Source organism: Plantactinospora sp. CA-290183 (assembly GCF_050936375.1).
Lineage (GTDB): Bacteria > Actinomycetota > Actinomycetes > Mycobacteriales > Micromonosporaceae > Plantactinospora.
Genome location: NZ_JBNJMX010000002.1, coordinates 240,059 through 262,712, shown reverse-complemented (window position 1 = coordinate 262,712; position 22,654 = coordinate 240,059). Strand labels below are relative to the sequence as shown.

Below are 22,654 nucleotides of genomic sequence, written 5' to 3'. Positions count from 1 at the left end.
TGCATATGCGCCGAGGGCGACGACCCACGTCGCGGCCGGGAGGTTCAGGGCATGTTCGCTGCGCTCGGGCGGTCGATGTGGCGGTGGCGTTGGCCGGTACTGCTCGTCTGGCTGGCGCTGGCCGTCGGCGGGGCGGCCTTCGGTGGCCAGGTCTTCGACCGGCTGAGCAGCACGGAGAGCCTGCGCCCGGACGCCGAGTCGCAGCAGGCGCAGCGCCGTGTCGACCAGCTCCTGCCGGAGGGGCCGACCGTGGTGGCGGTGGTCCGCGACCGCGACCCGTACGACCCGGGGTTGGTGGCGAGCGTGGGCCGGGTCCGGGCCGAGCTGCTGGCCGTACCGGGCGTGGTGGCGGTCGAGGACCTCTACAACGCGGCCGGTGGCCGGATCGGCGCCGACAACCGCAGCACGCTGGTGCGGGTCGAGCTGGCCGGGGCACTGGCCGCCACCGGCCGCGACGGCGAGCGGGAACGGGTCGAGGACCGGGTCGTCGTCCTGCTGCGCGACATCGACGCCCCGCGGGTGCTGGTCGGGGGCGAGGAACTGGCCGAGCGGGCCTTCGGCGAGCAGGCGGTCCGGGATGCGGCCGTCGGGGAGTCGATCGCGCTCGGCGTACTCCTGGTCGCCCTGGTGGTGATCCTCGGCGGCCTGCTGGCCGGCCTGATTCCGCTGGCGGTGGCGCTCGGCGCGGTCGCGGTGACGCTGCTCGGGCTGCTCGGCCTCGGCGCGGTGACCGAGGTCGGCGAGTTCACCGTCAACGTGGTCACCCTGCTCGGCATCGGCCTGGCGGTGGACTACGCGCTGCTGGTGATCTACCGGTTCCGGGAGGAGCGGGCCGCCGCCGGTGACGGCGGGGCGGAACCGGCCGTCCTGCTGGCCCGGACGATGGCGACCGCCGGCCGGGCCGTACTCGTCTCCGGCCTGGCGGTGGCGGCGGCGATGACCGGCCTCTCCGTCTTCGCCGAACCGCTGCTCGCGGCGATGGCACTCGGCGGCGCGCTGGCGGTGACCGTGGCGACCGCCGCCGGCCTGACCCTGCTGCCGGCCCTGATCGCGGTCGCCCACCGGCGCATCCCGGACCTTCGCGCCGACACCCGGGTCGGCCGGGGCCGGGCCGCCGTGACCCGCCTGCTCCGTCGGGGCGCGCCGGCCCGCACCGCACCGGCGTCCCGGACCTCCGGGGGTACGCCGGCAGCCGGCACCGGCCTGCTCGGCCGGCTCGCCGGGTACGCCCAGCGTCACCCGCAGCCGGTCACCTGGACGGTCTGCGCCGGCCTGCTGCTGCTCGCCCTGCCGTTCCTGTTCGGCGCGAACCTGGCCAACTCCGACGCCCGGGCCCTGCCGTCGGGCATGGAGGCACGTCAGGTGCACGACGTGCTGCTGCGGGACTTCGAGGCGGGCCGGGCCGCGCCGGTGACGGTGGTGGTCGAGGCGGATCCGGCCAGCGCCGCGGTACGGGACCTGATGAACCAGCTCAACGTCCTGCCCCAGGTGATCCGGATGCAGCCCCGCCCGGACGTGCCCGGCAACGCCGTGGTGATCGACCTGACCCCCCGGGGCGAGACCGGCGGTCCCGAGTCCCGGGAGGTGGTACGCGCGGTCCGGACGCTGGACCAGCCCCTGCCGCTGCTGGTCGGCGGTCCGGCCGCCGAGCTGGTCGACTACCGGGAGTCGGTCGCGGACCGGTTGCCGCTGGCCGTACTGGTGCTGCTGCTGGTCACCGGCGTGCTGCTCTTCGCGCTGACCGGCTCGCTGGTCATCCCGGTCAAGGCGCTGCTGATGAACGCGCTGACCCTGCTCGCCACCCTCGGCGTGCTCGTCGTGGTCTTCCAGTGGGGCGTCGGCGCGGCGCTGCTCGGCGTCGAGAGCTGGGGCGCGATCGACCTGACCACCCCGGTGCTGCTCTTCGTCTTCGTCTTCGGACTCTCGATGGACTACGAGGTGTTCCTGCTCGCCCGGATCAGGGAGGAGTGGGACCGCTTCTCCGGGCTGCGTACCCCGGCCGCCCGCGCCCGGGCCGGCCAGCGGGCGGTGCTGACCGGGATCACCCGTACCGGTCCGGTGGTGACGGCGGCGGCGGTCTGCATCGTCATCGTCTTCCTCGGTTTCCTGCTCGGCGAGCTGACCGCGGTGAAGGAGATCGGCTTCGGTCTGGTGGTCGCGGTACTGCTCGACGTCACGGTGGTCCGCGGGCTGCTGCTGCCGGCGGTGATGACGCTGCTCGGCGAGTGGAACTGGTGGGCGCCGGCACCGCTGCGCCGGCTGTACGACCGGTTCTCGGCCCGTCGGCCGGTGCCCGGGGCCGCGCCGGCCGCACCGGTCCCGGTGGGCGCCGCAGCGCGGGCCGACATTGACGGTACGTGATGGAACGGTGTCCATCTGGGACGGATCACGGCCGATCTGTCAGATATCTGTGCCGGCTGCGTCGGCAGCGCGACGCATTCCTGACGGTGCCTGTCCGGACCCGTAGTCTTCCTGGCCATGACCTCGGATCATGGCGCTGGCCAGGTCCCCGCCCCGGGCTTCGCCGAGCTGCTGCGTCGGCGCCGGTTGGCGGCCGGCCTGACCCAGGCCGAGCTGGCGGGCCGGGCCGCCGTGGGGGTCCGTACCGTTCGTGATCTCGAACGTGGTCGATCCTCCCGCCCACAGCGGACGACGGTGGAGTTGCTCGCCGAGGCGCTCGGCCTGACCGGTGCGGAGCGGGCGGAGTTCGCCGCCGCCGCCCGGGGGCAGGGTGGGTCGGCGGCCGAGCCGGCCGGCCGCCGGGCCGCCGCCGGCCCGGCCCGGCACCGCCCCGCCGGCCTCGGCCTGCCCGCGCCGGGCGAGCTGATCGGGCGGGACCGGGACGTGATCGAGCTGGCCGCCATGCTGACGGGCGCCCCCGGGGTGTCCCGGGGCCCGGTGAGCCTGGTCGGCCTCGCCGGAGTGGGCAAGACCGGGCTGGCCCTGGCGGTCGCCCAGCGGGTGGCCGAGGAGCATCCGGGCGGGGCCAACGGCATTGTCGTGATCGAAGGGTCGACGGAGAGCGACGTCCTGTCGGCAGCGGCGACCGTGTTCGGGGTCGGCCGCCCCAGCGACCTCGCCGGCCGGCTCTCGGACGCACCGTCGCTGTTGCTGGTCGACGCGATCGAACGGGCGCCGGGAGCGACGGCGAGCGCACTGCAACGGCTCGCCGTCGTCGCGCCCACGTTGCGGGTGCTGGCCACCGGCCGGCATCCGGTGGGGTTGCCCGGTGAACGGGTCTGGCCGGTCACGCCCCTGGAGGTGCCGCCGGCCGACGCGCCGGCCGAGCTGTCGGCGGTCACCCGCTATCCGGCGGTGGCGTTGCTGCTCGCCCGGCTTCGCCAGGTCCGCCACGAGCCGCCGCGGCCCGACGAGGTCGGCGCGCTGGTCGAGCTGGTACGCCGGCTCGGCGGGTTGCCGCTGGCCATCGAACTGGCGGCGGCGCACACCCGGGTGCTCAACCTCAACGAGATCCTGGACCGGTACGGCAACCGGCTGCTGGACCTGGCCACGCCGCCGGTGGCCCGGGAGGCGGTGGGGGTCTCCCTGCGGGACGCGGTGGCGGCGAGCTACCGCCTGCTCCAGCCGGACGAGCGGGTGGCGCTGCGCCGGTTGTCGGTGCTGCGCAATCGCTGGTCGGTCGAGCTGGCCGAGGCGATGCTCGCCGACCGCCGCCCCGGCGCGGACGCTGGGGCCGGGTCCGGCGTTCCGGCCGGGTCGGGCAGCGCCGGGGCGGCGGTCGCCGGCGGGTCTTCCCCGGGCGGCGCCGACCCGGTTCCGTTGCTCGACCGGCTGCTGGCGCTGGGGCTGGTCAGCTCCCGGGGCAGCGGGCCGCTCCGGTTCCGTCTGCTGGACGTGGTGCGGGACTTCGCGATGGAACGGGCGGCGGCCAACGGCGAGCTGGGCGCGATCCGCCGCCGCCACGCGTCGGTCTTCGCCGAGCTGACCGCGCGGGTCGCGCCGGACCTGACGGGTGCCCGCTTCCTCGACGCGGTGAGCCTGCTCGACGAGGTGACGGGCGACCTGTGGGCGGCCCTGGCGCATTCGGCCAACGACGATCCGCACACCGGGCTCCGGTTGGCTGCCAACCTGGCCCGCTGGTGGCGTTACCGGGGCCGGGACGTCGCCGGCCGGCAGTGGTTGCGGCGGCTTCTCGACGATCCGCGTACCGACGACGCGGAGCCGGCGGCCCGGGCCTGGGCCCGGGTGGGTGTGGCGCAGCTCGCGCAGGAGCACGGCGCCGGTCCGCAGGAGCTTCCCGCCGCAGAGGCCGCGTTGGCGGAGTTCCAGCGGACCGGGGACGTCGCGGGTGAGCTCGCCGCCCGGAGCGTGCTCTGTGGACTGTGGACCGGGGTCGGCGGCCACGACGAGGCGCGGCAGCACGGCGAGGCGGTGCTGGCCCTGGCCACCCGTACTGGGCGGGTGCGGGACATGGCGGTGGCGCAGAACAACCTGACCTGGCACGAGATCCGGGTCGGTGATCTCGGGGCGGCCCGGCGCCGGCTGGCCGCGGTGGACCGGCTGGCGGGCCAGTGTGGCGAGGAGCGGTTGCGCGTACTGGCCCGGGCGAACCTGGCCGAGGTGGCCCGGCTGGAGGGCCGGTACGCGGACGCGGTCCGGCAGGGCCGTCGGGCGGTGGCGGCGCTGGCCGACCTCGGCGATCCGGGACACCGCCGGCGGGTGCTGGGTACGGTCGGGTTGGCGCTCGCCCAGGACGGCCGGATCGAGGAGGCCGGGGCGGTGCTCGCCGAGCTGCGTGCCCGCAAGAGTCTCGACGAGGGGTTCGGTACGGACCCGCTCGGCACCCGCGCCGAGCCGGGTGAGGACGCGGGGCCCCGGGACGACGGGATCTGCGCGCTGATCGAGGCGAGTCTGGCGATGCAGCGCGGTGATCGGGAATGGGCGGCGGAGTGGTTCGCCTCGGCTGCCCACTCCCAGGCCGGGTTCCGGGACCTCAGAGATGTGGTGGAGGCGCTGGTCGGGCTCGTTGCCGCGACCGACGATGCGGGCGGTCGGGCGGCGGCGCTGCGGCGGCTGGAGCAGGTGTGCCGGGAGGGCGGGATCAGCCTGCTGCCCCGGGAGCGGGCGCTACTGGGCGGGTGACGTGGACGGATGCGCGCGCCGCTGTCGGCCTGTTGCTCCCGAACTGGGCTCGACCGCCTCGGGGGTGTGGCGCGGGCGAGGCAGCCCCCCGACAGAGCCCCTCGCTTCTCCTCGCCCGCGCCACGTCCCCCAGACCCCCGGTCTGCTGAACAGTAGCCAGGCGGAACGTCCGGTCTATCCCCTAAACCGAGCTGCTGTCCCGTTTCCGCCGTGACTTCTGCCGGTCTTTCTGCCGGTATCGCCGCCGGGTGTCCATGGCATCAGCGGGCGCCCGGGGCGCCGCCGCGGGCCGCGTCGGCGGTGGCGTCCGGCGGGGTGGCGCCTCCGGCGGCCACGCCTCCGGATGCGCTGCTGCCGGCCGTCGCCCCCGGATGCACCGCGTCCCGGACGACCCGGAGCGAGTCGAGCAGGCCCTCCAGCGCGGCCGGCTCCAGTTGACCGACGAACCAGTCCTGGATCAGCTGGACGTGCCCCGGCAGCGTCTCGGTGAGCCGGTTCATGCCGGATTCGGTGACGACCGCGTACGCGCTGCGCCGGTCGGAGGGGCAGGCGCGGCGGCAGAGCAGCCCGTCGCGCTCCATCCGGTCCACAACCCGGGTGACGCCGCTGGTGGAGAGGGAGGTCTGGGCGGCCAGGTCGGTCATCCGCAGCTCGTGGTTGGGCGAGCGGGCGAGCCGCATCAGCACCTCGAACTCCACGGCCGAGAGGTTGTGCTGCTCGAACTGGACGGCGAACCTGGACATGAGGCCGGCCTGCACCTCCATCAGCAGGCCGATGGCGGTGATGCGCGGGTCCTCGTACTGGTCGGTCACGCGTCCCATCCTAGCAGTACTTGACATGAGGAATATTGCTCTGACTATAGTTGCTTCGTCAGACATTGGACCGCACGAACGATCGAGACCTTGGGAAGGTGTCATCATGACCAGCACCCCGTCCGTCACCCGATCCTGGGAAGGGCTCACCATTCCCGCCCCCGGGACGTACCTGCTGGACCAGGCGCACAAGCGGGTCGGATTCCTCGCCCGGCACATGATGGTGAGCAAGGTGCGCGGGCAGTTCGGCGAGGCCGAGGCGACGATCACCGTGGCCGAGAACCCGCTGGAGTCCTCGGTCTCCGCGACCATCCAGGCGGCCAGCATCGAGACCGGCCAGACTGACCGGGACAACCACCTGCGCAGCGGTGACTTCCTGGAGGCGGAGAAGTACCCGACCCTGGAGTTCCGCAGCACCAGCGTCAAGTCGTACAGCGGCAGCGAGTTCGTCCTCGCCGGCGAGCTGACCATCAAGGGCGTGACCCGGCAGGTCGACCTGGAGGTCGAGTTCGAGGGCGTCGGCCGCAGCCCGTTCGGGCAGGACATCTTCGGTTTCACCGCCAGCACCGAGATCGACCGCGAGGACTTCGGGCTGACCTGGAACGTCGCGCTGGAGACCGGCGGCGTGCTGGTCAGCCGGAAGATCAAGATTGAGATCGAGGGCGAGGCCATCCGCCAGGACTGAGCCCCGACGCGGGCCCGGACGACGGCGCCCCGGTCACAATTTCGTGGTGACCGGGGCGCTTCATGGTGACCCGGGCGCTTCTGTGGGTAAGACCGCCCGACAGTAGGGGCGTCACGATCGTGTGCGATGGTGGACCCACCGCTGCCGTCCGGTCACCCGGGCCGGTCGGCTCCGGTGGTTGAAGCCACCCGCGCGGCGCTCTTACGGTGATAGTTCGAACACGCTTCCGGGCGGGCAAGGCCTTCCGGACTGCGCCGACAGCGCCTTGCGGCGGGAGGGCACATGGGTCAGGAGGTGTCGCAGCTCACCTTCTCCCGGGAGGACCGCATCCGCTACCGGCAGAAGGTACGCCGCTGCCTGGATGTCTTCGCGCTCATGCTCGACGACTTCGGCTTCGACGCCGACCGGCCGACCACCGGCCTGGAGATCGAGCTGAACCTGGTCGACGCCAACTCCGAGCCCGCGATGCGCAACGCGGAGGTGCTGGAGAACCTGGCCGACCCCAGCTTCCAGAGCGAGCTGGGCCAGTTCAACCTGGAACTCAACGCCAGCCCACGGCTCATCGAGGGCGGCGGCTTCGCCGACTACGAGCGGGATCTCCGGGAGAGCCTGGGGCGGGCGGAGGACCGCGCCGGCAAGTCGGACGCGAAGGTCGTCCTGATCGGCATCCTGCCCACGCTGACCCCCCGCCACCTGGTGCTGGACAACCTCTCCACGAACGAGCGCTACCGGGTGCTGAACGAGCAGATCGTGGCCGCCCGGGGCGAGGACATCGAGCTGGACATCCGGGGTGTGGAGCGGCTGCAGACCCACACCGACTCGATCGCCTCGGAGGCGGCCTGCACCAGCGTGCAGTTCCACCTCCAGGTCGCGCCGGACAGCTTCGCCAACTACTGGAACGCCTCGCAGGCGATCGCCGGGATCCAGGTCGCGCTCGGCGCCAACTCGCCGTTCCTGCACGGCCGCCAGTTGTGGGCCGAGACCCGGGTCGCCCTCTTCGAACAGGCCACCGACACCCGGCCGGACGAGCTCAAGGCCCAGGGCGTACGGCCGAGGGTCTGGTTCGGCGAGCGCTGGATCACCTCGATCTTCGACCTCTTCGAGGAGAACGTGCGGTACTTCCCTCCGCTGCTCCCGATCTGCGACGACGAGGACCCGGTGGAGGTGCTGCACTCCGGCGGCGTACCCAAGCTGTCCGAGCTGCGGCTGCACAACGGGACCGTCTACCGCTGGAACCGGCCGGTCTACGACATCATGAACGGCCGGCCGCACCTGCGGGTGGAGAACCGGGTCCTGCCGGCCGGACCGACCGTGGTGGACATGCTCGCCAACGCCGCCTTCTACTTCGGGCTGGCCCGGGAGATGGCCGAGGGGGACCGGCCGATCTGGAGTCAGCTGACCTTCAGCGCGGCCGAGGAGAACTTCCACGCGGCGGCCCGGCGGGGCATCGACGCGGTCGTCCACTGGCCCCGGCTCGGCGACATCCGGGTGACCGAACTCGTGCTCGACGTGCTCCTGCCCCGGGCCGCCACCGGGCTGGACCGGTTCGGCGTGGGCGCCGCGCACCGGGACCGGCTGCTCGGCGTCATCGAGCAGCGCTGCCTCACCCGGCGCAACGGTGCGGTCTGGCAGACCGAGGCGGTACGGTCGGCCGAGCACCGCCGGGGGATGGACCGTACGGCGGCCCTGCACCACATGCTGCGGCGCTACGGCGAGCTGCAGCACACGAACGAACCGGTGCACACCTGGCCGGTCGACTGACCCGTCGCGTCACCCCGAGCGGCGGCCGAACCGGCCCAGCCGGCCCTTCGACCTCGCCTCCGGCGCGGGCTCGACGCGCCGGGACGGGTCCGTCCCGGCGGCCGGCTCCGGTGCGTGGTCGGCCGCCCGTGGCGGTCCGCCGTCGACCCCGACCGGCGGTTCCCCCGGGTCGTTGAAGAGGTCCGCCGGTCGGCCGGCCCCGTCGGGTTCGTCGAGCGGACGGTCGGGTTCGCCCCGGGACTGCGCGGGCACCCGGCCGGGCCGGCCCGGGGCGTCGTGCTCCGGACCCGGCTCCCCGGACCTTCCCGGCGCGGCGTCGGCGCCGCTCGCCGCCGTGTCCGGGGCCCCGGCCGAGGTGGCGGGGTCGCCGAGCTGCCGGGTCGGGTAGCCGAGCCGCCAGGTCGGGTCGCCGTCCGGTTCCGGGGTGGCCTCGGCGGCCGGCGCGGCCGTCGGGTCGCCATCGGGTCCGGGCCGGCCGGCGTCGTCCGGTCCGGCGTCGTCGGCCGATCGGGGCGTCGGCTCACCGTCCCGCTCGGGCATCGGGTCGGCACGTTGCGCGAGCGCGGCGACCAGCGCCGACCCGACCAGCCCGGCGACCAGCGCGTAGGGCGCCACCAGGTGCGCCGAGAGCTGCTCGGGACGCAGGCCGGGCAGCCGGGGCGTCGCGACCAGGTAGGCGGCGGCCACCAGCGCCGGACCCGCCAGACCGGAGACGACGGCCCCGACCCGGGCCTCGGGACGCCGGACCGCCCGCCGGGCGGCGAGGGCACCGATCAGCAGCGCCGCGCCGACCGACAGCGCCGCACCCGGCCAGTAGAGGTAGTCCCGGAACCAGAACAGGCCGCTCTCGGGCGTCATCCGCCAGACGCCGAGCTGGGCGTCGGCCAGGCCGGCACCGGAGAGTACGCCGTCGACGACCTCGACGACCGCGAGCGCCCAGAGCCAGCCGACCGTGAGCGCGATGTTGCCGGCGACGGTCGGCGAGGAGATCGCCCAGAGCGCGACCAGCAGGCCGATCAGTACGCCGAGCGCGGCGTACCCGGCGGCGCTGGCCGGCGCCGACCCGGTGTCCGTCCGGATCGCGGCCCGGGCGGGTACGGCCACGAGCAGCACGGTGAGCAGGCCGCCGAGCGCGGCGGCGACCGCCACCGCGGCCCGCCACAGCAGGGCGGGCGGAGCGGTCGCGGTAGCCGGGGCGCCGTGCCGTCCGGGGCGTCCGGGGCGTCCGGGGCGTCCGGGGCGTCCGGGGGCATCCTCCGGTGCGGGCGGCGCGGTGAACCGGTGCGCGCAGACCGCACCGGCGATGGTCGAGGTGGCGGCGATCCAGACGGCCCAGGTGAGGCTGGCGACCCAGCCGCCATCGCCCCCGGCATCGGCGGGCGGCAACCACGCGATGATGCCGAGCCCATAACCGAAGCCCAGTTGTGCGGCACCGGCGCCGGCCGCGACCCCGACTGCCGTCGCGACCGTTGCTCCCCAGCCTCGTACGGCCATGCCGGGCAGCGTAGCGTTCACCCGCCGGTGGGGCGAGCCGCCGATGCGGTCGTACGGCACACTCACACCGGTTGGCGGTGCGGACCGGTGGGCACGTACCGCCGCAGCGGAGGCAGGGGCGCCGGATGGGGAGGCAGGGTCGTCATGACGGATGAGAGCGTGGCGGTACGCCCACAACCGGCCGGGTCGAGCCGGACCACTCTGCTGGCCGGTACGGCCGTCGGGCTGGTCATCTGCGCCGTCGTCGGTTCGGTCGGCGGTTACCTGCTGGCCGACGGAGACGGGGATGATCCGGGCTCCGAGGCGGGGTCGCCGCCGGCGGCGACGGCGTCCGCGAGGCCCACCGCCACGACCAGGAGCGTCAAGCCGACCCAGCCGCGCCCCTCCAGATCGGTGTCGACGCCGCCACCCGTCGGCCAGATGGTGCTGCCCGACCTGGTCGGGACGGACTTCGAGGAGGCCCGCGACGAGCTGCGCCAGCGCGGGCTGGGCTGGCGGATCGTCTTCGGCAGCGCCGGCAGCGACCGCCGGGTCGGCAGCACCGATCCCCGGGCCGGCACCACCGTGCGGCGGGGCATCACCGTACGCCTCTCGGTGGTCGGGGCGGCGCCCTCCGTCGCCGTCCCCGATCTGGTCGGACGGTCCTGCCAGGAGGCGGCGAAGCGGCTGGTCGACGAGGGCCTCTCCCCGGACTATCCAGCCGGTAGGAGCGGTGAGGTGCGCAGCCAGGACCCGGAGCCGGCGGCCACCTCGCAGTGGAACGGGCAGGTCCGGATCTACTGCGGCGAGGCGGACGGTCCGAGTTCCCCGCCGGCCGGGTGACCGCCCGGGGCCGGCGGACACGCCCGGGTCGCCTGACGCCGGCCGGTCGGCGTCCCGCCGGATAGGTTTGTGGTGGCTGCCGAGAGGACGCGCCATGGCCGAGGACCCGCAGGAATCCCGGAACACCCCGGAGGAGCCCCGCAAGGCCGGGGGCGCGCAGCGGCGTGGCCGTGGCCCCGACGACGAGCCGCCGACCGCCGACCGTGCCGCCCCGGACGCCACCACCGCAGGGCCGCCGCCGGATGCCACCGCGGCGCTGCCGCCGCCGGATGCCACCGCGCCGCTGCCGGGCCCGGCGGGCGCCGGACCGCCGGTGGGCGCAGAGCCGACGGCGCGGCTACCCCGTCGCGGCGCCTGTCCGGCCACGCCCCCGGAGGGGGCCACCCCGCCCGCCCGGCCGCCGTCCTGGTCGGGCCGGGCCGGAGTGCCGGTACGCTCCGCCAACCCGGCCGGCGATCCCGGCTCCACCGAGTGGGCGTACGGCGCCGAGCCGGACGACCGGCGGTGGTGGATGCCGATCCTGATCGGGGTACTCGCACTGATCCTGTTCGCCGTGCTGGCGGTCGCCGGTTGGCTGATCTACTCCTCGCCCCGGGGCGCCGACCCCGGCCCGCCGCCGCCGGCCCCGACCAGTGCCCCGGTGGCCACCTCCCAGGCCACCTCGGCGGCGCCGACGAACACCCCGACGGCCACCACACCGGCCGCCACCGTGCCGATGCCGACCCTCGTGGGGCTGCCGGAACAGGCCGCCCGCGACCTGCTCGACCAGCTCGGGCTCGTACCCCGAGTGCGGTTGCGCCCCTCGGACCAGCCGGCGGGGACGGTGCTGGAGACGGACCCCCGGGCCGGCGAACCGGTCGGTGCCGGAGACCTGGTCACCCTGGTGGTCGCCGAACCGCTCGCCCCGACCCCGGCCACGCCCACCGGGGCAACGCCGGACCAGCCCACCCCCACGCGCTGACCCCGGCCCGGTCCGGACCGGAGTCTCAGCCGACCCGGACCCGGTGGGCGAGCACGGAGGAGTTGTTCCGGGTGGGACGCCGGGCCGGCGGCAGGTGGTTGCGGCGTACGGCGTTGGTGTGCAACTGCCGCAGCCCGCTGAGCTGTACGAAGATGGACCGGCGCTCGACGGCGTCCCCGGCGGAGTCGAGTTCGTAGCCGTCGAGCCAGATCCAGCCGTAATAGGTCGGCCAGTCATGTACCCGGATCACCCGGAAGAAGATCGGCTCGGCGAACTGGACGCTCGCCGTGCGGGTCACGTGGAGCACATCACCGGAGCGGGGAAGCACCATCAGCTCCTGTCCGACTGGCCGGAGAACCGGCGTGGGTGGCGGGCGGTGGAATGGGCCGGATGCGTCTGGCGCCGGCGTATGTGAATGGATTTCTGGGGCGTTGGCCGGGGCGACGCGCCGAGACGAGTCGACGCCCCGCCCCGGCCAACACCTGTCTACTCCGGGACGCGCCAGCCGCCGTAGCGGCCCTGGCTTACAGCGGCGGGGGCTCTTACCCCGGAGCGGGGCTCCTCGCCGTGCTGGTGGCACGACCGTCGCCCGGGTCAGGCGAGAATGGGGGAGCATCGCGTCGCCTGACCGGATGGAGACGCTGTGTAGCCCTAGGCATACGGACAGGGTGCATCAAGGACATGATCAATGCAAGTTGCAGTTTGCCCTTTGCTCCGGGATGGCACAGTCGGCCGCACGGTCCTTGATGGGCCGAACGTCGAAGCGGCAGACTGGACCAGGTTTCGCTCCGCCGCGGCCACCGTTCGCCGTTCCACCCGTCCGGGACGATCATTCGATCGCTCCACCGTCCAGAACGATCATTCGCCGATCGGCGGTCGCACCCGCAGCGGCGATTCCGACCTCTCTCCATTGATCGACCGGAGGTGACCCGGTGACCGAGCGCCGGAGCCCGACCATCCGCCGCCGCCGACTCGGGGCCGAACTCCGCCAGCACCGCGAGCGAGCCAAGGTGACCATCGAGGCCGTCGCGGATCTTCTGGAGTGTTCGGCGTCGAAGGTTTCCCGCATCGAGACCGGACACACCACGGCCACCGTCCGCGACGTACGCGACATGCTCGGCATCTACGGGGTGACCGGCGCGGAGTGCGAGGAACTGATCCAGATCGCCCGCGAGGCCCGGCAGAAGGGCTGGTGGCACCCGTACAGCCCGGTCCTCGCCGGGGCGTACGTCGGCCTGGAGGCCGCCGCGGGTTCCGTCCGGGCGTACGAGCAGCAGACGGTGCCCGGCCTTCTGCAGACGAAGGAGTACGCCACCGCGATGATCCGTTCGGCCCGTCCGGACTGGGTCGCGTCAGAGGTCGACCAGCGGGTCCGTGTCCGATTAGGGCGTCAGTCGTTACTGAGCCAGGACGATCCTATCGACCTCTGGGTGGTGCTCGATGAAGCGGTGATCAGTCGACCGGTGGGCGGTGACGCGGTCATGCGGACCCAGTTGGAGCGGCTGGTGCACGCCGCCGACCTACCGAACGTCACGCTCCAGGTCCTGCCGTTCGAGGTCGGCGCGCATGCCGGCATGGACGGTACCTTCGCCATCCTCAGCTTTCCGGAACCGGGTGATCCGGACGTGGTGTACGCCGAAAATGCCACGGGCGGACTCTTCCTGGAAAAGCGGGATGAATTGCAAAAGTACATCTTTATCTTCGACCATATCCGAGCAGCGGCAATGCGCCCGGAGGAGTCCGTCGCTCTGATTGCGAAGGTGGCAGAGGAGCCATTGTGGAAGTGGAGACAAAGGGGTTCCGCGTCGACCTGACTCGGGCGGTGTGGCACAAGAGTTCGCGTAGCGGACCCAATTGTGACAACTGCGTCGAGGTGGCCTTCGCGGGCGGCGCGATCGCGTTACGAGATTCGAAGAACCCGACCGGGCCAGCCCTGATCTTCACGCCGGACGAGTGGGATGCGTTCGTCGGCGGCACCAAGGACGGCGAATTCGACCTGGACTGACGGTCCGACCTGGACTGACGGTTCGGCCGAACTGATGGTTCGACCGACCCTGTGGTCCGACCCGGACCGACGGCCAATCCGATTGGAAGAGAACTGCCGGTGATCCGGCCTGCGCGCGGTCACCCGGTCGGCGACGAGCCGCCGGGTGGCCGCGCGCTTCGGCGTAGGCGTACCCGTCGATCGTGGCCGGCCACGCCGTCGCCCGCGACCGGCCGGATCGTTGTACCGGACGGCGCGGTGTCGTACGTCGACGGCGCGGCATCGGCGGTACGGCGCCGCGAACGCCGGCCCGCCGCGAGGGTGCCCAACCGAGCGAGGCAGGCGAGGCTGATGACGATCGGGTCGGAGAATCTGGGCAACGGTGCGGCCAAGCCGGACCGGTTCGTCGGCAAGTACCGAGGTGCCCGTCGCGACGGCGGTACGGCGGTGGAGGAGCCGCTACCCGTACCGGAGCTGGGTTCGCCGGAGAACCGGGTGCCCGACCTGCCGCCGGAGCGCCCGCGCGAGCGGCTGCCCTCCCTGCCGTCGCTGGACGGGCTGACCGAACCCGTCTTCCCGCCGCCGGACTGGCCGGACCTGCCGGCCGAGCCGCTCGTCGACCACCCGCTGCTGCGCGGCCTGCTGCTGGAGCTGCCGCCGAAGGGCACCATGCCGGACCCGGCCTGGCTGGACCGGTGGTTCGAGGCGGCCCGCTCCATCCTGGAGCTGCTATACGTGCAGGACGCGCGACGTCCTCGGTGACCGCGTCCGGACGGTGACCGCCCGGTCGAGCAGCCGGCTGTGCCGCAGCGCGAGCCGTACGCCGATCGTGCCAACCGCGACGACGGCCACGGTGAGCACCAGCCCGATCGTGCCGGGCTCGGTCAGCGGGGCCAGCCCGGCGGCGGTGACCAGCGCCGGCAGCATGACCAGGCCGGTCACCTGCACCGGCAGCGCGATCATCGGATGCGCCGCCGCGGCCCGGGAGCGGGGCGACGCCGGGGTCTGCGGCGCGCTGGCGAAGGCGCCCGTGCCGGACCGGATCCGGCGCAACCGGCGCAGCGTCAGTGCCGCGACCGCCAGCGCGGGCCCGGCGGCCAGCGCCAGGGCTCCGGCGGCCCGGCCGGTCAGGGTCGGCTCCGCACCGAGCGGTCCGGCCACCGCCATCCCGACGATGCCGGCCAGGCCGGCCAGGCCGGCCAGGCCGGCCAGGACGAGATTGAGCAGCAGGCCGGTACGTCGGCGCAGCGCCCGGGCGGTACGCAGCCCCGGCAACCCCTCGGCGACGACACCGGCGACCAGCCAGACGGCGGCGACCGCGAGCAGGATGACAAGGTCGGTGTCCATGACATGAAGCATTGCCCGAATTAGCCGCCGGCAAATCGGGGACCGTCCCCCGCACAGCCCGGAGAAGTCCCCTTCGTCGGGTGGGAACGGACCCGTAGGGGGCATCCTGTCAGAGGTATAGAAGTTTCGACATCTGCCATTTCCGCTCCGCGCTGACTAATCTCAGCTCGATCGGTCTCGCTGATCCCTCAGGTGAAAAGAGTGGACGGTCGTGCCGGTCGGAGGGGAGGAGGGAGATGAGTCTCCCGCGTAGGTCCGTTGTCGTTGGTGCGACGACGCTGGCCCTGATTGCCGCTGTGGCCGTACCGGCCGTGGCGGCCGAACCAGAGGGTGTCATCCGCAGCGCCGGGGGTGTCACCGCTATTTCGGACAGTTACATCGTGGTATTCAAGGACAACGCGGTCAGCCGCACGGGGGTCGGTACGGCCGCCCACGGTCTGACCGGCAGGCACGGCGGGTCGGTGGCCCGCACCTACACGGCGGCGTTGCGCGGCTTCGAGATCAGTGCCTCCGCGAAGGCGGCGGCCCGGATCGCGGCCGACCCCAGCGTGGCGTACGTCGAGCAGAACCACACGGTCCACATCACGGGCACCCAGCCGAACCCCCCGTCCTGGGGCCTCGACCGGATCGACCAGCGCAACCTGCCGCTGAACAGCTCGTACACCTACCCGAACGCGGCGGCGAACGTCAACGCGTACGTCATCGACACCGGGATCCGGTTCAGCCACAACGAGTTCGCGGGGCGGGCGGTGAGCGGGTTCGACGCCATCGACGGCGGCTCCGCCGACGACTGCCACGGCCACGGCACGCACGTGGCCGGCACGGTGGGCGGCTCGTCGTACGGGGTGGCCAAGGGCCCGCGCGTCTACGGCGTACGGGTGCTCAACTGCTCCGGCAGCGGCAGCAACGCCCAGGTGGTGGCCGGTATCGACTGGGTCACCGCGAACGCGGTGCGTCCGGCGGTGGCCAACATGAGCCTCGGCGGCTCGGCGAACGCCGCGATCGACACCGCGATGAACAACTCCATCAACACCGGCATCACCTACGTGGTCGCGGCCGGCAACGGCGACACCCTCGGCAACCGGTTGGACGCCTGCGGCTTCTCGCCGGCGCGGGTGCCGAACGCCATCACGGTCGGGGCGACCCAGAGCAACGACGCCGCGGCCAGCTTCTCCAACTACGGCACCTGCGTCGACATCCTGGCGCCCGGTGTCAGCATCGCCTCGTCCTGGTACACCAGCAACACCGCGACCAACACCATCAGCGGTACGTCGATGGCGTCACCGCACGTGGCCGGCGCGGCCGCGATGGTGCTCTCGGCGAACCCGACGTGGAGCCCGCAGCAGGTCCGCGACTACCTGGTGAACAACTCCACGCCGAACGTGGTCAGCAACGTGGGCACCGGAACCCCCAACCGGCTGCTCTACCTGGTCAACGACGGCACGCCGCCGGCCAACGACTTCGCCGTGTCGGTCTCGCCGACCAGCGGGTCGACCGCGCCGGGTGGTTCGCTGTCGGCGACCGTGGCGACCACGACCACCTCCGGGGCGGCCCAGTCGGTGAGCCTCTCCGCGAGTGGCCTGCCGGCCGGGGCGACCGCATCGTTCAGCCCGGCCACGGTCACCTCGGGCGGCTCGTCCACGCTGACCATCGCCACCTCGGCGAGCACGCCGGCCGGCACCTACCCGGTGACGGTCAGCGGTACCGGGGCGGCGGGCAGCCGGACGGCGACCTACACGCTGACGGTGACCGGCGCGGGTGGCGGCGGCTGCTCGGGCACCAACGGCACAGACGTGTCGATCCCGGACACGAACACCAACGTGACCAGCGGGATCACCATCGCCGGTTGCGACCGGAACGCCTCCTCGGCGTCCACGGTGGCGGTGAACATCGTGCACACCTTCCGTGGTGACCTGGTCATCGACCTGATCGCCCCGGACGGCACGGCGTACGGGCTGAAGGGCAGCAGCTACTTCGACAGCGCGGACAACGTGAACACCACCTACACCGGCAACCTCTCCTCGGAGGCGGCGAACGGCACCTGGCTGCTGCGGGTGCGGGACGTCTACAGCGGGGACGCCGGGTACCTCAACACCTGGACCCTCACCCTCTGACGAGCCTGTAAGGAAGGGCCCCTTCTTATCGCTTTTTGCATAGGAAGGGGCCCTTCCTAACACCTCGGGCCGTCCGTGGCTCCGGCGCTCGGGCGTCAGAGCGTACGCAGGTGGAAGCCGCCGTCCACGTCGATCACCTGACCGGTGCTGAACGGGAGCAGGTCGGTGGCGACCGCCACCACCGCCCGGCCGACGTCGTCCGGCTGTCCCCAGCGCCGGATCGGGGTCAGCCCCTGGTTGAAGATCAGGTCGTCGTACTTGGCCCGGACCGAGCCGGTCATGTCGGTCTCGATGATGCCCGGCCGAATCTCGTACACGTTGATGTCGTGCTCGGCGAGCCGGGCGGCGTAGAGCTGGGCCGTCATCGCCAGCCCCGCCTTCGCCACGCAGTAGTCGCCCCGGTTGACGCTCGCGGCGTACGCGCTGATCGAGGAGATGATGACGATCTTCGGCCGCGTCGTCCGGCCGGCCGCCTGCTGCTCGATCATGGTGTTCGCGGCGAGTTGGACGAGGAAGTACGGCCCCTTGAGGTTGATGGCGACCAGCCGGTCGAACGACTCCTCGCCCGCCTCCAGCAGGTCGGCCCGGACGGACGGTGCGACCCCGGCATTGCTCACCAGCAGGTCGAGCCGGCCGAACGCGGCGGTCGCCTCGTCGATCAGGTGTCGCCGGTCGGCGTCGACGGAGACGTCGGCGCGGACCAGGTGGGCCCGTACCCCGAGCGCCTCCACCTCCTTGCCGACCTCGGCCGCCGCCTCCGCGTTGCTGGCGTAGTTGACCACCACGTCGTACCCGGCGCCGGCCAGCGCCAGCACGATGCCGCGACCGATTCCCCGGGAGCCGCCGGTGACGACGGCGGCCGGACGCCCGCTCACGCGGTCGCCCCGTTCCCGACCGCGGCGACGGCCGACGCCACCGGCGCCGCGTTGTCGCGCGGGGGGCCGAAGAAGGTGTAGTACGGCTCGTCCCGGGCCACCCGCGACAGGTAGAGGGCCAGCTCCCGGGCGTGGTAGTCGCCCCACATGCTGGACTCGCCGTTCGGCACCCGCTGCCCGGCCGGTACGTGGTCCCAGCCGTTGGGCCGGTGGTAGACCGAGTGCAGGATCAGGCCCTGGTGCGTGGGATCGGTGCTCAGGTACGGCTCGTCGAAGAGGGTGCCGGCCACGGTCAGCCCGGCCTGCCAGTAGCGCCGCCCCTCCTCGGTGCGCCCGTTCCCGCTCAGGTAGCGCCCCAACCGGAGCAGGCCCTGCGCGCCGATCGCCGCCGCGGACGAGTCCACCGGCTCGTGCGCGTTGTACGGGTCGGCCGGGCGGTCCAGGTAGTCGCCGAGCCGGGTCAGCCCGGGTGCCCCGGTGTCCCAGTACGGCACCCCGTCCGTCGGGGTGTGCGACAGGTAGAAGTCGCAGGTGGCGGTGGCGGCCCTCAGCAGCATCGCCTCGACCTCGGCCCGGCCGCCGTACGGGCTCAGTTCCTCGTCCGGCAGGGTGGCGACGAACTCCAACTGCTCGGGGAAGCCGAGCATCGCCCAGGCCAGTCCCCGGGTCCAGGTGCTGAACGGCGAGTAGCCCTGCTGGGTGCTCGGGCACCGGTAGCTGCCGTCGTTCACGTTGAAGATCGACTCATGCGCGGTACGGCCCCACAGGTCGTAGCTGTCCCGGCCCTCGCCGTAGTAGACGTTCCACCGCGCGGTGTTGGCGGCGTGCTCGACCAGCCGGCCCAGCAGCGAGATGCGCTCGTCCCGCTCGCCCATCAGCACGTGCCCGAGCAGGTGCGAGACCGCGAGCGCCCGGCAGGAGCGGATGGTGTCGACGAAGAGCGACTGCGGGCCGTTGAAGGAGTAGATGTAACCGGTGCCGTCGGAGGTGTCCCGCCAGCGCGCCGCCTGCACCGCCCCGGTGAGCTTCAGCGCCAGCTCGTAGAAGTCGCGTTCGGCGCGGTCGGCCGGTATCCGCCCCTCGTTCATCAGCCGCCACAGGTTGCCGTACGTGCTGACGTTGTTGAACCCGTGGTCGTGTACGCCGATGTGGCTGACGTGGCTGGCCATCACCGCCACCGTCCGCTCCCGCCCGGAGTCCAGGAAGCGGCGGTCGCCGGTGGCGTCGAACTGGAGCAGCGCCGAGCCGTACTGGAAACCCTGGGTCCACTCGGTCCAGCCCCGCGCCGTGTACCGGCCGGCGACGGTGAAGACCGGCGACGCCAAGTCGGGCGGGCAGCTCCGCTCGATCGAGTCGATCTTCTGCGCGGATGCCTCCCAGAGCCGGTCGATCTTCGGGAGCAGCGCGGCGGGGGTCAGATCCTGGTCGATCCTCATCATCGGCCCAGCATAGGAAAGCGCTATCCCGAGCGACAGCCCACCCGGCCGATGGCTGTTAAGAGGGGGCCCTTCCTCTACCAAAAGCGATTGGAAGGGGCCCTTCCTTACACGCTCAGACGGCGAAGCCGGCGGGGGACTCGGTGGCCGGGGGTGGCGGGGTGGCCTTCCACAACCCGGTCTTCTGGGCGGTCAGCCGGGCCACGTAGAGCGGGTTGAGCACCAGGTAGCGGTGCCAGAGCCGCTTCGGCTCCAGACCCAGCCGCCACAGCCACTCCAGGCCGCGGCGCTGCATCCACGCCGGCGGCTTGCGCAGCAGGCCGGCGTGGTAGTCGAAGGCGGCGCCGACGGCCATCAGCGGCATGTCGAGCAGCGGCCGCATGGCGTACGCGAAGACCTCCTGCCGGGGGCAGCCGAGCCCGACCAGCACCAGCCGGGCACCGGAGGCCCGGATCCGGTCGGCGATCTCGACGTCCTCGCCGGGCCGGGCGGGGCGGAACTTCGACGACTCCACGCCGGCGATCTTCAGCGCCGGGAACATCCGCTCCAGCTCCGGGATGAGCCGTCCGAGCGTGTCGTCGGTGGAGCCGTACAGGTAGACCGGCAGGCCCTCGTCGGCGCACCGGTCCAACACCCGCAGGGTCAGGTGCGGGCCGTAGACCCGTTCGGTGAGCGCGGCGCGGTGCAGCAGGTTGAGCGCCCAGCGCACGGGCTGACCGTCGGGGGTCACCACGTCGAAGGAGTTCAGCCGGGCGTTGTGCGCCGGGTCCTGCACGCCGGTCATCACGCCGTGCACGGCCAGCGCGGTCAGCGCCAGCGGACGCCGGTCCCGCGCGGCGGCGAGCACCTGTTCGGTGGCCGCCTCGTAGTCGAGCGCGTCGACCAGCACACCGAGTACGTTGCGCTTGCCCTTGGAGATCACGGCTTGGGCACCCACTTGTCGACGTTGGCCGCGTGGATCTCCTGCAGGATCATCGGTACGTCGTACACCTGCTTCCACTCCGGATAGTCCTGCTGGAACGCGGCGTTGGAGCCGATCCACCACTGGTGGTCGCCGATCCGGTTCGCCTCGTGGTACTCGGTGATCATCTCCTGGCCGGAGATCTGCTCGGCCAGCGCGAAGGCCTCCAGGTGGGAGCAGTTGGAGTGCCGCCCGCCGCCGAGGTTGTAGACCGCCGCCGAGCGCGGGTTGCGGAAGAACGCCTCGAAGGCGGCGACCACGTCGTGGCTGTGGATGGCGTCCCGCACCATCTTGCCCTTGTAGCCGAAGATCTTGTACGTCCGGCGCTCCATGTTGCAGCGCATCACGTACCCGAGGTAGCCGTGCAGCTCGGTGGCGGAGTGCGCGGGCCCGGTCAGCGTCCCGCCCCGGAAGCACGCGGTACGCATGCCGAAGTAGCGGCCGTACTCCTGCACCATGACGTCGGCGGCGACCTTGGAGGCGCCGAAGACCGAGTGCAGCGAGCCGTCGATCGACATGTCCTCCTTGATGCCGTTGTGGTACGGGTGGTCCGGCGCGAGCTCCCACCGGGTCTCCTGCTCCACCAGCGGCAGGCTGTTGGGGCGGTCGCCGTACACCTTGTTCGTGGAGCAGTGGATGACCGGGGCGTCGATGCAGTGCTCGCGCACGTTCTGCAGGACGTTGAGAGTGCCGCCGGCGTTGACGTCGAAGTCGGTGAAGGGGTCGCGCAGGGCCCAGTCGTGCGAGGGCTGTGCGGCGGTGTGGATCACCACGCCGATGTCGCGGCCGTAGCGCCGGAAGATCCCCGCCAGCGCCTCCCGGTCGCGGATGTCCACGTCGTGGTGCGTGTACGCGTCACCGAGGTCGCTGGTCAGCCGCACCACGTTCCAGGCGGTGGAGGCCTCCGCGCCGAAGAACCGGCGGCGCATGTCGTTGTCGATCCCGACGACGTCCAGACCGAGCCCGGCGAAGTGTCGGACCGCCTCGGATCCGATCAGGCCGCCTGAGCCGGTAACCAACGCGACAGTCACACGTCACTCCTGGATCGCCCTCGGGGTCGGAAACCACCGGAGCATAGCGCGGAGGTGGCTTTGCCCCGATATGAACGAAGGGCCCCGCGTCGCCACGGAGCCCTTCTGCTGTGGGGAAGGGGGGAGTTGAACCCCCACGCCCTTTCGGGCACACGGACCTGAACCGTGCGCGTCTGCCATTCCGCCACTTCCCCTTGGAGGGTGAACCGCGTCACCCGGAACTCCTCGCGGAGCCCGACCGAACGCCTCAACCTCCAGCGCAGCACGGGACAATAACAATTCTGTCCGGAGCCCGCTGATCGGCAGGTGCCGGGACATACTACGCTATCCCTACTGCGGCCACGGACGTTACCGCTCGTGGCGGATGGAAGAGTAGCACGACAGTTGCCGGCCCCCGGACAGGGCCGGCAGTAGGGCGGCCGAGCGGCGTGCGAGCTGCGCGAGCGACGGCCGGATACCATCATGTCCTCGGAACCCGAGGAGGAGCCGGTGAGCGTGCTGCAACGCTTTGAGAAGCGTCTGGAGGGCCTGGTAGAGGGGGCCTTCGCAAAGGTGTTCAAGGGGGTCGTGCACCCTGTCGAGATCCTCAACGCGATGCAGCGGGAGGCAGAGGCGCACAAGGCGATCCTCGCTGGTGGGCGCACCCTGGTACCCAACCGCTACGTGATCGATCTCTCGCCGTACGACCACAGTCGGCTGGCGCCGTACGCGGCCGCGCTGGCCCAGGAGCTGGCGCAGTCGCAGGCCGAGTTCATCGGCGAGCAGGCGTGGACGGTCTACGGCGACGTGATCGTCGAGATCGAGCGCGGCGACGGCCTCGACACGGGCATGTTCCGGGTCACCGCCGAGGTCTACACCGGCGGCGACGTCGCCCCGGTGCACCAGGGGCCGTACGACGCCGCGCCGGGTCAGCAACCCGGCTACCCGCCGTACGACCAGGGGGGCGGCTACGGCCCGCCACCCGGGCACGGCGCGCCCGGGGGCCGCAACATCCGGCTGGTCTCCGGCGACGGGCGGACCTATCCGCTGCAGATGGGCTCCACCGTGATCGGCCGTGGTGACCAGGCCAACCTGCGGCTGCCCGACGTCGGCATCTCCCGCCGGCACGCGCGGCTGGACTTCGACGGCGCCCAGGTGGTCCTCACCGACCTCGGCTCGACCAACGGCACGATGGTCAACGGCCAGCGCGTCTCGGCCGTGGCGCTGAACCCGGGCGACATGATCCAGCTGGGCACGACCACCCTGACGTTCCGCGTGGACGGTTGAGG

At 72.5% G+C, this 22,654-nt stretch carries 19 protein-coding genes and 1 tRNA gene; 11 read left to right on the top strand and 9 right to left on the bottom strand.

Annotated elements, in window-relative coordinates:
• Nucleotides 1-51: 51 nt before the first annotated feature.
• Nucleotides 52-2,361, top strand: coding sequence for an MMPL family transporter (locus ACQEUR_RS06025; RefSeq protein ID WP_433026596.1), 2,310 nt, complete (start codon nt 52-54; stop codon nt 2,359-2,361).
• A gap of 117 nt (nt 2,362-2,478) precedes the next feature.
• The gene (locus ACQEUR_RS06020) at nt 2,479-5,103 is read left to right on the top strand and encodes an ATP-binding protein (protein ID WP_433026593.1); all 2,625 of its coding nucleotides are present in this window, start codon (nt 2,479-2,481) and stop codon (nt 5,101-5,103) included.
• Nucleotides 5,104-5,363: 260 nt separating this feature from the next.
• Here the strand turns inward: ACQEUR_RS06020 and ACQEUR_RS06015 are convergent, their stop codons facing one another.
• Nucleotides 5,364-5,867 (bottom strand): MarR family winged helix-turn-helix transcriptional regulator, encoded by a 504-nt coding sequence (locus ACQEUR_RS06015; RefSeq protein ID WP_433027738.1) that lies wholly within the window; start codon nt 5,865-5,867, stop codon nt 5,364-5,366.
• 154 nt (nt 5,868-6,021) lie between these two features.
• On the opposite strand from ACQEUR_RS06015, the gene ACQEUR_RS06010 reads away from it, so the two are divergent.
• Both ACQEUR_RS06010 and ACQEUR_RS06005 read left to right on the top strand, forming a co-directional pair.
• Nucleotides 6,022-6,600 carry a YceI family protein gene (locus tag ACQEUR_RS06010; protein ID WP_433026590.1) on the top strand — a complete coding sequence of 193 codons (579 nt, stop codon included), beginning with the start codon at nt 6,022-6,024 and terminating at the stop codon, nt 6,598-6,600.
• Nucleotides 6,601-6,882: 282 nt separating this feature from the next.
• Complete coding sequence (locus ACQEUR_RS06005; RefSeq protein ID WP_433026587.1) at nt 6,883-8,361, top strand: glutamate-cysteine ligase family protein; 1,479 nt, start codon at nt 6,883-6,885, stop codon at nt 8,359-8,361.
• A 9-nt stretch (nt 8,362-8,370) separates the two neighbouring features.
• Here the strand turns inward: ACQEUR_RS06005 and ACQEUR_RS06000 are convergent, their stop codons facing one another.
• Entirely contained in the window at nt 8,371-9,855 is a 1,485-nt protein-coding gene (locus ACQEUR_RS06000; protein ID WP_433026584.1) for a hypothetical protein, read from the bottom strand.
• Nucleotides 9,856-9,999: 144 nt separating this feature from the next.
• On the opposite strand from ACQEUR_RS06000, the gene ACQEUR_RS05995 reads away from it, so the two are divergent.
• Nucleotides 10,000-10,677 carry a PASTA domain-containing protein gene (locus ACQEUR_RS05995; protein WP_433026581.1) on the top strand — a complete coding sequence of 226 codons (678 nt, stop codon included), beginning with the start codon at nt 10,000-10,002 and terminating at the stop codon, nt 10,675-10,677.
• Nucleotides 10,678-10,771: 94 nt separating this feature from the next.
• Nucleotides 10,772-11,638, top strand: a complete 867-nt coding sequence (locus tag ACQEUR_RS05990) for a PASTA domain-containing protein (protein WP_433026578.1) — start codon at nt 10,772-10,774, stop codon at nt 11,636-11,638.
• A 25-nt stretch (nt 11,639-11,663) separates the two neighbouring features.
• On the opposite strand, the gene ACQEUR_RS05985 is transcribed toward ACQEUR_RS05990, so the two are convergent.
• Nucleotides 11,664-11,966, bottom strand: coding sequence for a hypothetical protein (locus ACQEUR_RS05985; RefSeq protein ID WP_433027735.1), 303 nt, complete (start codon nt 11,964-11,966; stop codon nt 11,664-11,666).
• A 604-nt stretch (nt 11,967-12,570) separates the two neighbouring features.
• Here ACQEUR_RS05985 and ACQEUR_RS05980 point away from each other — a divergent pair.
• From ACQEUR_RS05980 to ACQEUR_RS05970, 3 genes are all read left to right on the top strand, one after another.
• On the top strand, nt 12,571-13,452 hold the full coding sequence (locus ACQEUR_RS05980; RefSeq protein ID WP_433026575.1) for a helix-turn-helix domain-containing protein: 882 nt from the start codon (nt 12,571-12,573) through the stop codon (nt 13,450-13,452).
• On the top strand, nt 13,422-13,643 hold the full coding sequence (locus ACQEUR_RS05975; protein ID WP_433027732.1) for a DUF397 domain-containing protein: 222 nt from the start codon (nt 13,422-13,424) through the stop codon (nt 13,641-13,643). The genes ACQEUR_RS05980 and ACQEUR_RS05975 overlap by 31 nt, the downstream gene beginning before the upstream one ends.
• Nucleotides 13,644-13,970: 327 nt before the next feature.
• A complete protein-coding gene (locus ACQEUR_RS05970) occupies nt 13,971-14,384 on the top strand; it encodes a hypothetical protein (protein ID WP_433027729.1) in 414 nt (137 codons plus the stop codon).
• Here the strand turns inward: ACQEUR_RS05970 and ACQEUR_RS05965 are convergent.
• Nucleotides 14,352-14,969, bottom strand: a complete 618-nt coding sequence (locus ACQEUR_RS05965) for a hypothetical protein (protein ID WP_433026572.1) — start codon at nt 14,967-14,969, stop codon at nt 14,352-14,354. The genes ACQEUR_RS05970 and ACQEUR_RS05965 overlap by 33 nt on opposite strands.
• Before the next feature lie 236 nt (nt 14,970-15,205).
• Between ACQEUR_RS05965 and ACQEUR_RS05960 the strand changes: the two genes are divergently transcribed.
• On the top strand, nt 15,206-17,083 hold the full coding sequence (locus ACQEUR_RS05960; RefSeq protein ID WP_433026569.1) for a S8 family peptidase: 1,878 nt from the start codon (nt 15,206-15,208) through the stop codon (nt 17,081-17,083).
• A gap of 95 nt (nt 17,084-17,178) precedes the next feature.
• Here ACQEUR_RS05960 and ACQEUR_RS05955 read toward each other — a convergent pair whose 3' ends face one another.
• From ACQEUR_RS05955 to ACQEUR_RS05935, 5 genes are all read right to left on the bottom strand, one after another.
• Nucleotides 17,179-17,958, bottom strand: coding sequence for a 3-ketoacyl-ACP reductase (locus tag ACQEUR_RS05955; protein ID WP_433026566.1), 780 nt, complete (start codon nt 17,956-17,958; stop codon nt 17,179-17,181).
• Entirely contained in the window at nt 17,955-19,397 is a 1,443-nt protein-coding gene (locus tag ACQEUR_RS05950; protein WP_433026563.1) for a hypothetical protein, read from the bottom strand. Before ACQEUR_RS05950 ends, ACQEUR_RS05955 begins: the two co-directional genes overlap by 4 nt.
• A gap of 112 nt (nt 19,398-19,509) precedes the next feature.
• The gene (locus ACQEUR_RS05945; protein WP_433027726.1) at nt 19,510-20,316 is read right to left on the bottom strand and encodes a WecB/TagA/CpsF family glycosyltransferase; all 807 of its coding nucleotides are present in this window, start codon (nt 20,314-20,316) and stop codon (nt 19,510-19,512) included.
• A complete protein-coding gene (locus tag ACQEUR_RS05940) occupies nt 20,313-21,386 on the bottom strand; it encodes an NAD-dependent epimerase/dehydratase family protein (RefSeq protein ID WP_433026560.1) in 1,074 nt (357 codons plus the stop codon). Before ACQEUR_RS05940 ends, ACQEUR_RS05945 begins: the two co-directional genes overlap by 4 nt.
• 111 nt (nt 21,387-21,497) lie before the next feature.
• Nucleotides 21,498-21,580: transfer RNA gene (locus tag ACQEUR_RS05935), tRNA-Leu, on the bottom strand.
• Nucleotides 21,581-21,848: 268 nt separating this feature from the next.
• Between ACQEUR_RS05935 and ACQEUR_RS05930 the strand changes: the two genes are divergently transcribed.
• On the top strand, nt 21,849-22,652 hold the full coding sequence (locus ACQEUR_RS05930; RefSeq protein WP_433026557.1) for an FhaA domain-containing protein: 804 nt from the start codon (nt 21,849-21,851) through the stop codon (nt 22,650-22,652).
• Nucleotides 22,653-22,654 lie beyond the last annotated feature (2 nt).

What these genes read in the sequence shown, in the direction of transcription:
- ACQEUR_RS06025 (WP_433026596.1), top strand. Translation starts at nt 52, where the DNA reads ATGTTCGCTGCGCTCGGGCGGTCGATGTGGCGGTGGCGTTGGCCGGTA.
- ACQEUR_RS06020 (WP_433026593.1), top strand. Translation starts at nt 2,479, where the DNA reads ATGACCTCGGATCATGGCGCTGGCCAGGTCCCCGCCCCGGGCTTCGCC.
- ACQEUR_RS06015 (WP_433027738.1), bottom strand. Translation starts at nt 5,867, where the DNA reads ATGGAGGTGCAGGCCGGCCTCATGTCCAGGTTCGCCGTCCAGTTCGAG.
- ACQEUR_RS06010 (WP_433026590.1), top strand. Translation starts at nt 6,022, where the DNA reads ATGACCAGCACCCCGTCCGTCACCCGATCCTGGGAAGGGCTCACCATT.
- ACQEUR_RS06005 (WP_433026587.1), top strand. Translation starts at nt 6,883, where the DNA reads ATGGGTCAGGAGGTGTCGCAGCTCACCTTCTCCCGGGAGGACCGCATC.
- ACQEUR_RS06000 (WP_433026584.1), bottom strand. Translation starts at nt 9,855, where the DNA reads ATGGCCGTACGAGGCTGGGGAGCAACGGTCGCGACGGCAGTCGGGGTC.
- ACQEUR_RS05995 (WP_433026581.1), top strand. Translation starts at nt 10,000, where the DNA reads ATGACGGATGAGAGCGTGGCGGTACGCCCACAACCGGCCGGGTCGAGC.
- ACQEUR_RS05990 (WP_433026578.1), top strand. Translation starts at nt 10,772, where the DNA reads ATGGCCGAGGACCCGCAGGAATCCCGGAACACCCCGGAGGAGCCCCGC.
- ACQEUR_RS05965 (WP_433026572.1), bottom strand. Translation starts at nt 14,969, where the DNA reads ATGGACACCGACCTTGTCATCCTGCTCGCGGTCGCCGCCGTCTGGCTG.
- ACQEUR_RS05960 (WP_433026569.1), top strand. Translation starts at nt 15,206, where the DNA reads ATGAGTCTCCCGCGTAGGTCCGTTGTCGTTGGTGCGACGACGCTGGCC.
- ACQEUR_RS05950 (WP_433026563.1), bottom strand. Translation starts at nt 19,397, where the DNA reads ATGATGAGGATCGACCAGGATCTGACCCCCGCCGCGCTGCTCCCGAAG.
- ACQEUR_RS05930 (WP_433026557.1), top strand. Translation starts at nt 21,849, where the DNA reads ATGTCCTCGGAACCCGAGGAGGAGCCGGTGAGCGTGCTGCAACGCTTT.